Annotated in this window: 13 protein-coding genes; 12 read left to right on the top strand and 1 reads right to left on the bottom strand. The window is 52.0% G+C overall.

Annotated features, from left to right (window positions below; genetic code table 11):
* The first annotated feature begins 89 nt into the window (after positions 1–89).
* From ABD892_RS04505 to der, 11 genes are all read left to right on the top strand, one after another.
* Entirely contained in the window at positions 90–968 is an 879-nt protein-coding gene (locus ABD892_RS04505) for a hypothetical protein (RefSeq protein ID WP_345194173.1), read from the top strand.
* Positions 969–1,007: 39 nt separating this feature from the next.
* Positions 1,008–2,027: a hypothetical protein gene (locus tag ABD892_RS04510; RefSeq protein WP_345194174.1), complete on the top strand. Its 1,020-nt coding sequence runs from the start codon at positions 1,008–1,010 to the stop codon at positions 2,025–2,027.
* Positions 2,028–2,441: 414 nt separating this feature from the next.
* A complete protein-coding gene (gene gpt, locus ABD892_RS04515; protein WP_345194175.1) occupies positions 2,442–2,882 on the top strand; it encodes a xanthine phosphoribosyltransferase in 441 nt (146 codons plus the stop codon).
* 189 nt (positions 2,883–3,071) lie between these two features.
* A complete protein-coding gene (gene ndk, locus ABD892_RS04520) occupies positions 3,072–3,503 on the top strand; it encodes a nucleoside-diphosphate kinase (protein WP_345194176.1) in 432 nt (143 codons plus the stop codon).
* Positions 3,504–3,541: 38 nt separating this feature from the next.
* Positions 3,542–4,693, top strand: a complete 1,152-nt coding sequence (gene rlmN, locus ABD892_RS04525; protein WP_345194177.1) for a dual-specificity RNA methyltransferase RlmN — start codon at positions 3,542–3,544, stop codon at positions 4,691–4,693.
* Between the two features lie 10 nt (positions 4,694–4,703).
* Positions 4,704–5,486, top strand: coding sequence for a type IV pilus biogenesis/stability protein PilW (gene pilW, locus ABD892_RS04530; protein ID WP_345194179.1), 783 nt, complete (start codon positions 4,704–4,706; stop codon positions 5,484–5,486).
* A complete protein-coding gene (locus ABD892_RS04535; RefSeq protein ID WP_345194180.1) occupies positions 5,479–6,438 on the top strand; it encodes a RodZ domain-containing protein in 960 nt (319 codons plus the stop codon). Before pilW ends, ABD892_RS04535 begins: the two co-directional genes overlap by 8 nt.
* Before the next feature lie 57 nt (positions 6,439–6,495).
* Positions 6,496–7,764, top strand: a complete 1,269-nt coding sequence (gene hisS / locus ABD892_RS04540; RefSeq protein WP_345194181.1) for a histidine--tRNA ligase — start codon at positions 6,496–6,498, stop codon at positions 7,762–7,764.
* A gap of 24 nt (positions 7,765–7,788) precedes the next feature.
* Complete coding sequence (locus ABD892_RS04545; protein ID WP_345194182.1) at positions 7,789–8,472, top strand: YfgM family protein; 684 nt, start codon at positions 7,789–7,791, stop codon at positions 8,470–8,472.
* Positions 8,469–9,632 (top strand): outer membrane protein assembly factor BamB, encoded by a 1,164-nt coding sequence (bamB, locus tag ABD892_RS04550; protein ID WP_345194183.1) that lies wholly within the window; start codon positions 8,469–8,471, stop codon positions 9,630–9,632. The genes ABD892_RS04545 and bamB overlap by 4 nt, the downstream gene beginning before the upstream one ends.
* A gap of 108 nt (positions 9,633–9,740) precedes the next feature.
* On the top strand, positions 9,741–11,159 hold the full coding sequence (gene der, locus ABD892_RS04555) for a ribosome biogenesis GTPase Der (RefSeq protein ID WP_345194184.1): 1,419 nt from the start codon (positions 9,741–9,743) through the stop codon (positions 11,157–11,159).
* A 43-nt stretch (positions 11,160–11,202) separates the two neighbouring features.
* On the opposite strand, the gene xseA is transcribed toward der, so the two are convergent.
* Positions 11,203–12,567 carry an exodeoxyribonuclease VII large subunit gene (gene xseA / locus ABD892_RS04560; RefSeq protein WP_345194185.1) on the bottom strand — a complete coding sequence of 455 codons (1,365 nt, stop codon included), beginning with the start codon at positions 12,565–12,567 and terminating at the stop codon, positions 11,203–11,205.
* A 219-nt stretch (positions 12,568–12,786) separates the two neighbouring features.
* Between xseA and guaB the strand changes: the two genes are divergently transcribed.
* Entirely contained in the window at positions 12,787–14,256 is a 1,470-nt protein-coding gene (gene guaB, locus ABD892_RS04565) for an IMP dehydrogenase (protein ID WP_345194187.1), read from the top strand.
* Positions 14,257–14,368: the final 112 nt, after the last annotated feature.

A 14,368-nucleotide genomic window follows, 5' to 3' on the forward strand; every position in this document is an offset into this window, starting at 1 on the left:
GACACGTCTCCTAACCCAAGGAAAACCAGTGTCGTAAGTTTAGACGGGAGAATGGCTTATGTTAGGTGGTAATCAGGAAAAGAGTTGAGGTGTCGGCTTATATTAAAGCATTGCAAGAATTCAGGCAGGTTGCTGTAGAAGCTTGTGAGACAAGTCCAGGTAGCCGAATTCTGTTGGGGGATAAAGGGCCCGATGGGGCTTATAAAGTGTGGGCAGTTTCCAAAAAGAAAGTGGGACGAGGTTTGTCGCGTTCAAAATCAGAAGTGGGCGATGCATCGGCAAGTATGTCTTCTGAATCTGAGAGGGATAACAAAAAAAATGAAGTCGTTAGAAAACATTTGAAGGAATTGTTGGTTAAGTTTTTCCCTGAAGGAACTGCTTCAAGGGCATCGATTAACAACCTCTTACATGATAATGAGAATGCCTATGATCTTACTGCTGGTATGGCAGTTGCCTATATAGATGTCCCCTTTGAAAGGATGCAAGGCTATTTGGGTTCTGGTGATATGGGTTTTAAATTAATAGATATTGAAAAGTTTTATGAGCAGCGCATTTGTCCTAGAATAGAGCGTGTTGCTAAATATTATATGGAACTTCGTGAAAAGGGATTTGCTAAAAATTGTCCTGATCGTGATCGCGAAATCTTTGCAGGTTTTGAACAGATGTTATCCGAGCGAGGGAAGTTTCTGTTTGGGTGTAATAAGTTTGGTGTAATGATTAGTAAGATGACGGGGAGTTGTGAAAGTGCTCGGGGAGGTGTTAAAGATAGTAAGCTGTGCATAAAGTTGACTGATATGGTTGAGGAATTCTCGAAATTAAAGGGCTTGGGTGAGCATATGCACTGCCTATATGAAACAGTATCGAGATTTGAGAAGAATTTTTATGCATATAAGTTCAATGAAGTAGAAGAGGACTCGTCAGGTGGTAGTGATAATCAGCAAGAAGCTGTTGAAACGACAGATATTTAACTGATATCAATTGTTGTTATTTATCTCTGAGGTATTTTGATGATTTCATATCCTGATTCTGGAGTGGCGTCTGATTGTTATAGCGCGTTAGTTGATTTTGTTAAATGTGCCGCTAAGGGTGAGTGCTCCGGGTATCTGGTGCCTGTGTGTGAAGGTTCTGCCTTGATAGGTGTTCGTAATAGCAAGAAATATGATCGATCGATTAAGAGCGCTTTTCCTATTCAGGGATTATTTCATTATAAGGATAAGAGTAAGGCGGTTAGGCAATGTTTGAGATCTTTACTTTTAGCGATTTTTCCTTCTGCACGCCCTTCAATTATTCATTTATTACATGAGAGACAAAATAAGGTTTCGCTAACGGCGCGTGCAGCACTATATGATATCGGTATTGCCTTGGCTAAGGAGAGTGCTGCTTCTGTAGAAGAGGTCAGTGCTCTGCATAGAAGGGTTAAAAATCGATTGTCCAGTTTGCATTCGATTGTTCAGTCCGTAGATGCAGCACTTCTCAAAGGTTGGCAAGGAAGTGCTTATGGAGAAAGTCTGCATGATGATATCAAGCATAAAGCTTGGGATATGCATAGTGTGGCTTTGTCCCAAGGGTTGGCTGAGCTTAAAGGTGGTGTGGAAACGTTGGAGCGCTGTAGAAAGATTTTGCCTCTAGGCGGACTCTGGGCGGATGCTACTAGTACTTTGACGCTATTTGGATCACTTAAGAAGAAGGATGAAGTTTCACGAGAAGAGCATGAGGCTTTTTCAGGGCAGTTAGTTTGTACGTTAGAGTCTGTAGCACATTCTGTTGAGAGCTATAAATCAACGCTCACTGAGGTTGCTAATGCGTTACGCCATAATCAGTCACAGGTTGCTAATGTTACTGCATTATGTGGAATTGTTTGTCCTGAGGTTGTGTTGCCGGAGCCTGATTGGAGTGCGTTAATGATCCAAGCCCATTCTGATTCTGAGACTGAGTCAGAAGAAGGGGGTGGCTCAATGGGCAGTTTGTCGTCTGGAGTACTCGCTGATGTGTTTAGCGAGGAAGATATTAAGCAAGTGTTGGACTGATGTGCAAGTTAGAGGGGGCGGGTCAGTTCGTAGGCGACCCAGTAGACAAATAGCAGTGCCAGTAGTGCAGTCATCGTGATACGTGAAGAGTGTTGAAATATTTTCAGTATTATCTTTTGAGTATCTTGTTTAATAAAAGCGAAATTTTTTTGCTGTCAGCATAACTTTCTTTGTTAGTTGTTTTCCTGAGGCTGGTAAGACTCAGGTTGGGTTTTGCTATTGATATTTCCTCCGTATGTTGTCAGGTTTACCCCTCTTTATTGTTTAGGTGGGTGTTTGACCTGACGGACATTCCTCATGGACTATGTCCTCCTGAATCCCTAGAATCGCCGTTTTTTTTCGCCACGGGCATTCGGGCTTGCAGAAAAGCCAGTCCGCCTGTTGTGGTTTTGGTGGTTACAAGGGTCTACCGCAATGAGTGAACACGGTTATCATCAGGAAATGCACATCAGCTGGGCGGACTTTCACGCTGATACGAAAGCCCTCGCAGAAAAACTGAAGGCTCAGCCCTGGAAAGGGTTGCTGGCGATTACCCGTGGAGGTCTGGCGCCGGCGGCGGTGTTGTCCCGTGAGCTGGATATTGTCCATGTCGAGACGGTCTGCATTGCCAGCTATGACGGCAAGGCCCAGGGTGAGCTGAACCTGCTCAAGGGCGTTGAGCTGGAAAATGAAGGTGAAGGCTGGCTGGTCATTGATGACCTGGTGGATACCGGCAAAACCATCCGCATGATCCGTGAACTGTTGCCCAAGGCCCATGTGGCGGCTATCTATGCCAAACCGGCCGGCAAGGACCTGGCGGATACCTATCTCACCGATGTGAGCCAGGATACCTGGGTCTTTTTCCCCTGGGAGTGATTCTCTGAAGGGCTTCTCGTAGGCTGGGGTGTGCTTGCTCGCAAAAACCGAAGGCTTCGGTTAGAATCGCGCGACCAAGTGGCGGATAGTGGCGGGTTTTCCGCACTGTCCACTGAAAAAGAATAACACCCAGAAGCCGGGCTGATGTCTGGCTTTTTGTCATCGGGAAGTCAATCGGGAGAACCTACCATGGCTATTGAACGTACACTGTCCATCATTAAGCCGGACGCCGTAGCCAAGAATGTGATCGGCGAAATCTACAGCCGCTTTGAGAAAGCAGGCCTTAAGATCATCGGCGCCAAGATGCTGCACCTGAGCCGCACTCAGGCGGAAGGCTTCTATGCCGAGCACAAGGAGCGGCCTTTCTTTGGTGATCTGGTGGCGTTCATGACCTCTGGTCCGGTCGTGGTGTCTGTTCTGGAAGGCGAAAATGCGGTACTGGCCCATCGTGAACTGATGGGTGCGACCAACCCGAAAGAAGCGGCGGCCGGCACTATCCGTGCCGATTTCGCCAGCACGATTGATGAGAATGCCGTCCATGGGTCGGATTCTCCTGTGTCAGCGGAGCGTGAAGTCAGCTATTTCTTCCCTGGTGAAGAGATCTGCCCTCGCACACGCTGAGTGGTTTGATTGTTGTTGTCCCCGGAGTGCCTGTTGAAATGACGGCTGAAACTGTAAAAACCAACCTGCTGGGCCTGACCCAGTCAAAGCTGGAAGAATTTTTCATCAGTATTGGTGAGAAGAAATTCCGCGCCCAGCAGGTGATGAAGTGGATCCATCATTTCGGGGTCGACAACTTTGACGAGATGAGCAACGTCAGCAAGGCCTTGAGAGAGCGTCTCAAGGCCTGTGCAGAAATTCGCGGGCCGGAAGTGGTGTCCTGCGATTTTTCTGCAGACGGTACACGTAAGTGGGTTGTGCGTGTTTCCAGCGGAAGCTGTGTTGAAACTGTTTATATTCCGGACGGTAAGCGCGGCACGCTCTGTGTTTCTTCCCAGGCCGGTTGTGCGCTGGACTGCAGTTTCTGCTCTACTGGCAAGCAAGGCTTTAATTCTGATCTGACCGTGGCTGAAATTATCGGCCAGGTGTGGCTGGCGGCGAAGTCGTTTAACAGTGTGCCGGCCAAAAGTGATCGTGCCATCACCAACGTGGTGATGATGGGCATGGGCGAGCCCCTGCTCAATTTCAACAATGTCATGGATTCCATGAACCTGATGATGGATGACCTGGGGTACGGTTTGTCCAAGCGTCGGGTGACACTGAGTACTTCCGGTGTTGTGCCAGCCATGCGTCGCATGATTGGTCTGACCGATGTGTCTCTGGCAGTTTCACTGCATGCACCGAATGATGCCCTGCGCAATGAGTTGGTGCCCATCAACAAAAAGTACCCGCTGAAAGAATTGCTGGCAGCGATTCACGATTATATGTCTACGCTGTCGGATAAAAGCCGGGTGGTCACCATTGAATATACCCTGCTTAAGGGGATCAACGACCAGCCGGAACACGCCGAGCAGATGATCGCCCTGCTCAGGGATGTACCCTGTAAAATTAACCTGATACCCTTTAATCCATTCCCCGGTTCGGGTTACGAACGTCCAAGTAATAATGCGATACGGCGTTTCCAGGTGATGTTGCTGGAAAAAGGCTTCAATACCACAGTTCGCAAGACGCGCGGTGACGATATCGATGCCGCCTGCGGGCAGTTAGTGGGCCAGGTCCAGGATCGTACTCGTCGCAGCGCCCGGTATCGGGATCAACAACAGCAAAACAGCGAAGCCGAGCCGGTCAAGGTGATGGGCATGGCTTCCTGACGGGATTCGCATGAGAGACCGAAAGGACAATCTGATCAAGGTACTTCTCCGGATATGTGTCAGTGTTGTGGTGCTCCTGCCTTTGGCGGGGTGTGTGAGCACATCGTCTGATACATCGTCGGATGATGACAATTACGAGCAGAAGAACCTTGAGATTGCCTACGGTTTTCTCACGCACGGCTATCCCCAGAAGGCGATTTCCCGCCTGGAAAAAATCCTTGAGCGCAACAGCCGTTCTTCTCGTGCCTATGGTGTATTGGGTGTGGTCTACCAACAGCAGGGCGAATATGCGCTGGCTGAGCAAAACTTTGAAAAAGCGCTCGATTTGAACAGTGAGGACTCCGGTATCCGTAACAACTACGGTACGCTGCTGTTTGAGACGGGCCGTTATGATGAGGCTGAGGAAGCGTTTGAAGAGGTGACCCAGGATATCTACTATGATAACCGCAGTCGGGCCTTTGAGAATCTTGGCTTTGTGGCCCTGAAGCAGGGAGAAAAAGCCGAGGCCAAGGAGCGCTTCAGCCGGGCATTGCGGCTACAGCCTAATCTGTCCGCGTCAAGTTTGGAGTTGGCCAGGATTTATTTCTCTGAAGGCTATTACCCAGAAGCGTTTAAACATTATCAGCAGTTTGATGTTTACGGGCAGCAGACGCCAGACAGTCTCTGGTTGGGAATAAGGGTGGCGCGCGCTGTTGATCAAGTGCCGCTCGCCGTTCAGTATGCGTCGACCTTAAGCAAGCTCTATCCCGGCTCAGATGAGTACCGAGAATACAGGCGTCGTTACAATGACTAACAGAGATAATAATAATCAGGAACCTTCTGAGCCCCCTGTTATCGAAACGGAAGATGTCCGTGAGAGTCTTGGGGATTTGCTGAGGCTGGCCCGTGAAGACAAGGGGCTTGATGTTCGTGAAGTGGCTGAAGCATTAAAGATTTCTGCGGATTTTGTGCGTGCGCTGGAATCCGAGCACTATGAGGTGCTGCCTGGCGAGACGTTTATAAAAGGTTACCTGAAAGGTTATGCCAGGCTGCTGGGACTGGATGAAGGGGATGTACTTGCCCGGTTCTCAGTGATTGATGTGCCTGATATTGATGCAGGTAAAAAGGCTAAGTATGAAGCGGTGGCTGACCGGCACAACCGACGGGCCAAAGCCATGTTTACTGTGCTCTCGTTAGTTTTGCTGGTTGTGGCGGCTGGTGGTGTCTACTGGTGGCAAGGCAGTCAAACGGATGATGTACAAACACCTGTTGTAGAGTCAGCATCAGTGCCGATGTCGGTGCCAGAGCAAGATATATTTTCCCGTGAAGATTCACCCGCTGCCGGTGAAACTTCCGAACAGGATGCAGCGCCAGAAATAATAGAGGCTGAGCCTGAAGTTGTAGAGGCTGCACCGGATGATGAACGGGTTGAGGCCGCTCAGCCCGAGTCATCGCTCCAGATAGCCTCAGCATCAGAGCAGACAAAAAATGTGGTTGCTGCGGAGGTCATCGCTTCTGATGATCATCGCCTTGTTATTCGCTTCAGTGCCGATTGTTGGGTTCAGATCAAGGGGGCGGACAACAAAGTGCTCTTTGCGGATCTGAAGCGGGCTGACTCGGAACTGGACATGACGGCCGATAAAGGGCCGATCAGTATTCTTTTCGGCGATGTGTCCGCCGTTCAGAGTGTATATTTCAACGGAAAGCCGGTCACGCTGGATATGCTTGTCTCTGGCAAGAAGGTGGGACGGTTGAAGCTGGGCTGATCAGCCAGGCTTTGGATGTTGTTTGTTTGATTGAAGCAGTATAGAAGGACAGTCACATTGACTAAACAGCTGCAGGCCATTCGCGGCATGAATGATATTCTTCCTGAACAGACGCCGGTATGGCGTTATGTGGAGGATGCTGTTCGCGGTTTGCTCGGACGTTATGGTTACCAGGAGCTGCGGGTTCCTGTCGTTGAATTCACCAGCCTGTTTGCCCGCGGTATCGGTGAGCATACCGATGTGGTGGAAAAGGAAATGTACACCTTTTCTGACCGGAACAATGAAAGCCTGACCCTGCGACCAGAAGCGACGGCAGGGTGTGTGCGTGCCGGAATTCAGCACGGTCTGTTTTATAACCAGATTCAGCGCCTGTGGACCATGGGGCCCATGTTCCGCTATGAAAAACCCCAGAAAGGCCGTTACCGTCAGTTTCACCAGATCAGTGTGGAAACCTACGGTATGGCAGGGCCGGATATTGATGCAGAACTGATTCTGATGACTGCAGCGCTCTGGCGTGATCTGGGCCTGGCTGACAAGGTCACTTTGGAACTCAATACGCTGGGCAGTTCTGAGGCGCGAGCTCGGTATCGTGATGGGCTGGTGGATTACCTGAAAGCCCATGAGAATGGTCTGGATGAAGACAGTAAGCGCCGTCTGACAACCAACCCTCTGCGCGTTCTGGATTCCAAAGATGAGAGTACCCGCAGGATTCTGGAAGGTGCCCCCCTGTTGCACGACTTCCTGGATGAAGAGTCCCGGGGACAGTTTGAGCAGTTGCGGGCTATCCTTGACCGTGCCGGTATTGAGTATGTCGTGAATCAGAAGCTGGTTCGTGGTCTGGATTACTACAACAAGACTGTTTTCGAATGGGTAACTGATGCGTTGGGTTCCCAGGGAACTGTCTGCGGTGGTGGTCGCTATGATGGACTGGTTGAGCAGTTGGGTGGCAAGGCGGTTCCTGCTTGTGGCTTTGCCATGGGTATTGAGCGACTGGTGTTGCTACTGGAAACCCTGAACCTGGTACCGGATACCGTGCATTCACCGGTAGACGCGATTATTATTCCCATGGGCAATGTTCTGCCCTACGCCATGACTGTGGCAGAGCAGTTGCGTGCCAGTCCGGCCAGGCCGCGGGTGCTGATGAGTTGTGGCGGCGGCAGTCTGAAAAGTCAGATGAAGCGGGCAGACAAGTCCGGTGCGGCTCTGGCGTTGATCGTGGGCGAAGATGAAGCAGAAAAAGGGCTGGTCACGGTGAAGTACCTCCGCGAGGAAAAGGCGCAGGAAGCCTGTACTCCGGAAGATGTTCTCGCGCTGCTGGCTGTATAGGGTTGCGAATACCGGGAGTAAAGTGTGGATAGTTTAAGGACCGAAGAGGAACAGCTGGCCGCTATCAAGGCGTTCTGGAAGAACTATGGTTCTGCCATATTGCTGGGTCTGGTGGTGTCACTGGGTTCTGTGTATGGCTACAGGGCCTGGCAGAATCATCAGAAAGAACAGGCGCAGACCGCTTCCGCGCTTTACCAGGAGTTGCTGGATATTGTTGTGGCCGGTCAGGGACAGCCGCTGACGGATGAGCAGAAGGCGACTTTCGAGCATCTGAGCAAGACTTTGCAGACAGACTTTGAAAGTTCCGTCTATGCTCAGTTTACGGCACTGTTTAAAGCGCGCAATGCAGTGGTGGATGGCGATCTGGGTACGGCCGTTAATGAGCTGGAGTGGTTGCTCCTGCAAAAGCTTGGTCGTGAGATCGAAATTGTTGCACGCATGCGAATGGCGCAGGTGCTGCTTGCCCAGGGTGGTAAAGCGAAGCAGACCGAAGCGTTGGAATTGCTGGATCAGATCACGCAGCCTGGCGCATTCAAGGCAACGTATGGTGAAGTCCGGGGGGATGTGTTGTTGGCCCTGGGGCGTCGAGATGAAGCAAGAGAGGCTTATCAATCAGCAGTTGATGCGGCTGGCGTCGCAGGTTCACAGCGTCCTCTTGCGCAAATGAAACTGGATGATCTCGCCGAGCGGAAGGAAATAAGCAAGTGAAACGCAATCCTGTCGCCAATCTAAAGGCACTGTTGCTCGTTGGAGCTACCATGGGGCTGTCTGCCTGTAGCATGTTTTCCAAGGATGAGGAGACGCTGGCGCCAAATCCATTGCCGGATATCAAAGCCGAAGTGAAAGTGGATGAGGTCTGGAGTCGCAGCATCGGTGATGGTCAGGGTAAAACCTGGCTGAAACTTGAGCCTGCAGTTGATGGCGATACGCTTTACGTGGCTGATGCTGAAGGCTTGGTCATGGCCTTGCGGAGCGATAATGGCAAAGTTTTGTGGCGGCAGGCGCTGGAAACACCGATTGGGGGCGGGGTGACCGCTTCTGATGGTCTGGTTCTGGTGGGAACGCTGGATGGGTATGTGATTGCCCTGAAGCAGGACGATGGTTCGGAGATCTGGCGGGCGCCGGTGAGCAGTGAAGTGCTGGGTGCACCTGCTACGGATGGACGTATTGTTGTCGTACAGACTATTGATGACAAGCTGACAGGCTTTTCCGCTGAAGATGGCCGGAGGTTGTGGCAGCAGGATACCTTGCAGCCTCTGCTGACATTGCGCGGCAGCAGTTCGCCGTTGGTTGTTGATGGTACCGTTTTCGCCGGCTTTGCAAATGGCGAAGCGCGTGCTTACCGGGCGGGTAACGGCTCGCTGGTATGGGAAGGTCGTGTAGCGGTTCCTCAGGGAAGCTCTGAGTTGGAGCGAATGGTCGATGTGGATGGTACCCCTGTGATGACAGGTGGTGCCCTCTATATGGTTAGTTACCAGGGTAATGTGGTAGCGCTGGATCCGGATAGTGGTCGTATTCGCTGGGCGCGTGAAGCCTCCAGTTTCCAGGGCTTGGCTGAAGGATTTGGTAACCTTTACCTGTCTGATGATAAGAGTATCCTGTCTGCCGTTGATCAGCGGACCGGTAGTGTTATCTGGAGTCAGAAAGACCTTGAGCGCCGCCAGTTGAGTGGGCCTGCGACATGGAGCAGCTACGTTCTGGTGGGTGATTTTGAAGGTTACCTGCACGTAGTGTCCCAGCTGGACGGCCAGCTGCTGGGTCGCAAGAAAATTGATTCATCCGGTATCCGGGCCAAGCCCGTGGTATCCGGTGACATGATCTATGTCTATGGTAATGGCGGAGAGTTGTCAGCATTGCAAATTCGCTGATGAGTCACCCATGACCTAGACAGAACATGCCGCGATTGATCGTTAATGTACGGCTGCCCGAGGGCAGCCGTTTGCTATTTCAGTATTTGTAGTATTCGGAACAGACTTATGCTTCCTGTGATTGCCCTTGTCGGGCGACCCAATGTGGGGAAATCCACGTTATTTAACCGGCTGACGCGTTCCCGCGATGCGATTGTGGCTGACTATGAAGGATTGACCCGGGACCGGAAATACGGTGAAGGGCGTCAGGGCGACAGCGCGTATATCGTTATTGATACCGGGGGTATCAGCGGTGACGAGGAAGGGATTGATGCGAAGATGGCCAGTCAGTCGCTGGCAGCCATTGATGAAGCTGATGCGGTCTTCTTTATTGTGGATGCCCGTGCCGGGCTGACCTCTGCGGATGAAATGATTGCAGATCACCTGCGTCGGCAGGGTAAGGCTGCGTGGTTGGTCATGAACAAGGTGGATACGGTTGACCCGGATTCTGCGGCCAGCGAATTTTACAGCCTTGGCCTGGGTGATCCGCACCCCATTGCAGCGGCTCATGGTCGCGGCGTTCGGGCGCTGATCGAAGAGGCCCTGCATGAGTTTCCGGATTCCAGGGTTTCTGAAGAAGAGGTTGATACTGATAAAGGCATCAAGATGGCGGTAGTGGGTCGACCCAACGTGGGTAAATCCACCCTGGTTAACCGGATGCTTGGGGAAGACCGCGTGGTTGTTTACGACCAGGCCGGTACGACCCGTGACAGTGTTTATATCCCTTACGAGCGTTTTGAGCAGCGTTACACCCTGATTGATACGGCCGGTGTACGCCGCCGTGGTAAGGTGTCTGAAGGTGTTGAGAAATTCTCTGTCATCAAAACGCTACAGGCAATGGAAGATGCCAATGTTGTGATTCTGGTGCTGGATGCCCGCGAAGGTATCGTCGATCAGGATCTGCATCTGCTGGGCTTTGTGCTGGATAGCGGTCGTGCGTTGGTCATTGCCCTGAACAAGTGGGACGGTATGACCCAGGATGAGCGCCAGCAAGTGAAAACTGAGCTGGAGCGTCGTCTATCGTTTATCAATTTTGCACGCATTCACTTCATTTCTGCCAAGCACGGTACCGGTGTCGGGCATTTATATGAATCCGTTGAAGAAGCCTATGAGGCGGCAACCTCGCGTTGGTCTACCAACCAGCTGACTCGGATTCTGGAAGATGCGGTGGGTAGTCATCAGCCGCCGCTGGTGCGTGGACACCGGATTAAGCTGCGTTACTGCCATCTGGGTGGTACCAATCCGCCGACACTGGTAATCCATGGTAATCAGACGGGTGATGTCCCCATTTCCTATAAGCGTTATCTGGAAAACACGTTTCGACGTGTGCTCAATATTATGGGAACCCCTGTGCGTATTGAGTTCAAGACCAGTGATAACCCGTTTGCCGGTCGTAAGAACAAGCTGAATGAACGTCAGATCAAGAAGAAGCAGCGTCTGGTGCAGCACATCAAGAAAATCGAGAAAAAGAAGAAAAAGAAACGGTAAATAAAAAAGGAGGGTTTTCCCTCCTTTTTTTATTGCGGTGTACTCAGTGAGTTTCGGTGACTGAGCACAGTAAATGCCCTTTGGCGAGGCTGACCTTGATGTTGTCGCCTTCAGCAATTGCCTGACTGTTGCGGATAATTTTGCCATCAGGTGTCTGAGCCATGGCATAACCGCGGGATAGGGTTGCCAGTGGGCTAAGAGTTTCCAGTTGACCCGTCAGGTGTTCCATTTGTTGCTTCAGTCGTGACAGCAGGCTTTGCATGCTGGTATTTAGTCGAAGATCAAAGTGACGATTCTGGAGCTTGAGCTGTTGCACAAGGTGTAGTGGAGAAACCTGTCGCAAATGCTTGTCAGCGGAGATAAGGGAATTATGCCTCGTCAACAGTTGATGCCGCATGGCGTGTTGCAAACGAATGGAGAGATCATCCAGTCGCTGGCTGTGTTCCTGCAGTTTCTGACCAGGATGACGCAGGCGGTTTCTCAGGGCATTCAGTGTCTGCTGTTGCAGATGGAGGCGGGCATTGGTAAGAGAGGCCAGCTTTCTCTGGTAAATGCGTAGCGTATTTCGCCAGTCATCCTGGTTCTGGGTCAGGATTTCGGCGGCGGCGGAAGGGGTGGGGGCACGATGATCTGCCACAAAATCCGCTATGGTGAAATCAATCTCGTGGCCGACGGCACTCACGATGGGGAGTCGGCAGGCTGCGATGGCTCTTGCCACCACTTCCTCGTTAAAAGGCCAGAGATCTTCCAGTGATCCGCCGCCCCGGCCGACAATAAGCGCATCAATGTTGCTCGCTTTTTCCGCCAGCTGGAGTGCGCGGACGATTTGTCCTGCCGCTTCATTGCCCTGAACGGACGTAGGAATGACTGTGACCCGTGTTGCGGGAAAGCGGCGTTTCATAACGGTCAGGATGTCGCGAATGGCGGCACCAGTCGGTGAAGTGATCACACCCACATGTTCCGGCATGCTGGGAAGTGGCTGTTTCCGGCTGTCATCGAACAGCCCTTCCTGAGCCAGCTTGTTTTTCAGTTCCTCGAATGCACGCCGCAGTGCGCCTTCCCCGGCTTCTTCCATATGGTCGACGATTAGCTGGTAGTCGCCACGCCCTTCATACAGGCTAACCCGTGCACGAACCAGCACCTGAAGCCCTTCTTTGGGCAGGAAGCGAATCCGCTGATTACTGTTTCGAAACATGGCCGCCCGCACTTGGGCGGAAGGATCTTTCAGCGTGAAATACCAGTGGCCGGAGGCCGGACGAGCAAAATTGGAGATTTCGCCCTCAATCCAAATCGAAGGAAAGCTGATTTCCAGTAGCCGCTTGGCCTGGCGGTTGAGCTCGGAAACGCTGATGACCTTGCGCTGGGTGGTGTCGGAGGAGGTGGAAGCGGGAGGGGAAAAGCGATCCATGGGCAGGTCCTTCCGGCAGGTCGACAGGGTGCCTTCGAAATCGAGACACACAAACCCTCCTATTATCCTTTATTTTTTTGAAAAATATAAGAATTGTTGACGCTATGGGGCGCAGTTATAATTGATGGAATTTACCTTTCTGGCAGATGCGGTTCTACTCCGGAAGGGAACCGCCTGACCCCCTTTTCATCCGGCTATATCTTGATTCGGAAGGCAAACATGTTGCGTATTGCTCAGGAAGCTCTCACTTTTGATGATGTTCTTCTCGTTCCCGGCTATTCCGAAGTTCTGCCCAGAGACGTGTCCCTTAAGACGCGGATCACCAAGGGTATCGAACTCAATATCCCGTTGATCTCCTCAGCGATGGATACGGTCACCGAGGCGCGTCTGGCCATTGCCATGGCTCAGGAAGGCGGACTGGGTATTATCCACAAAAACATGACCATAGAGCAACAGGCAGCTGAAGTTCGCAAGGTCAAAAAGCACGAAAGTGGTGTTGTGAAGGATCCTATCACCATCAATACCGGTGCCACGGTTCGCGATCTGCTGGAACTTTACCGTCAGTATGATATCTCTGGTGTACCGGTGATGGATAGCGGTGACCTGGTGGGTATCGTCACCAGCCGTGATGTCCGGTTTGAAGAAGACCTGACCAAGAACGTGGCCGATATCATGACGCCCCGTGAGCGTCTGGTCACTGTGGTTGAAGGCACCAGCCAGGAAGAAGCCCGTAAACTGCTGCAGAAGCACCGAATTGAAAAGGTGCTGGTCGTGAGTGAGCAGGGCAAGCTGGTCGGCATGATGACCGTGAAAGATATCCGTAAGGCCCAGGATTACCCTAACGCGTGTAAAGATGAGCACGGTCAGCTGCGTGTCGGTGCGGCTGTGGGTACCGGTCCGGAAACTCCTGATCGTGTCGCAGCGCTGGTTGCGGCGGGTGTGGATGTCATTGTTGTTGATACTGCTCACGGTCACTCACGTGGCGTTATTGACCGGGTTCGCTGGGTTAAGGAAACCTACCCGAACCTGCAGGTCATTGGTGGCAATATTGCGACGGCTGAAGCTGCCAAAGCGCTGGCTGAAGCCGGTGCCGACGGTGTGAAAGTGGGTATTGGCCCGGGTTCAATCTGCACCACCCGTATCGTAACCGGTATCGGTGTACCGCAGATCTCTGCCGTTGCCAATGTCGTTGAAGCCCTCAAAGATACCGATGTACCAGTTATTGCCGATGGTGGTATCCGTTATTCCGGTGACGTTGCTAAGGCTGTTGTTGCAGGCGCTCATGTCATCATGGTTGGCAGCATGCTGGCCGGTACCGATGAAGCGCCGGGCGAAATCATTCTGTACCAGGGCCGTAGCTACAAGTCTTACCGCGGCATGGGTTCCATGGGCGCTATGGCACAGGCACAGGGTTCCAGCGACCGTTACTTCCAGGATGCCAATGCCGGCGTTGAAAAGCTGGTACCGGAAGGTATTGAAGGCCGTGTTCCTTACAAAGGCACACTCAGTGCGATCGTTCACCAGCTGATGGGCGGTCTGCGTGCAGCGATGGGCTATACCGGCTCCCTCGATATTGAGGCCATGCGTACGCGTCCTGAGTTCGTGCGGGTTACCAATGCGGGCATGAGCGAGTCTCATGTTCACGATGTGACCATCACCAAGGAAGCGCCTAACTACCGGGTTCGCTAATCATCGTATTGGATGGTAGATGTCGGCAGGGTGAAGGTCGCCGTGCCGGCAATGATAAGTATTAAGCCTGTGATGACGGGCCGGGAAACCTTTCCGGCCCAGCATGGTCATC

It is taken from the genome of Kistimonas scapharcae (genome assembly GCF_039540975.1).
GTDB classification, from domain to species: Bacteria; Pseudomonadota; Gammaproteobacteria; order Pseudomonadales; family Endozoicomonadaceae; genus Kistimonas; species Kistimonas scapharcae.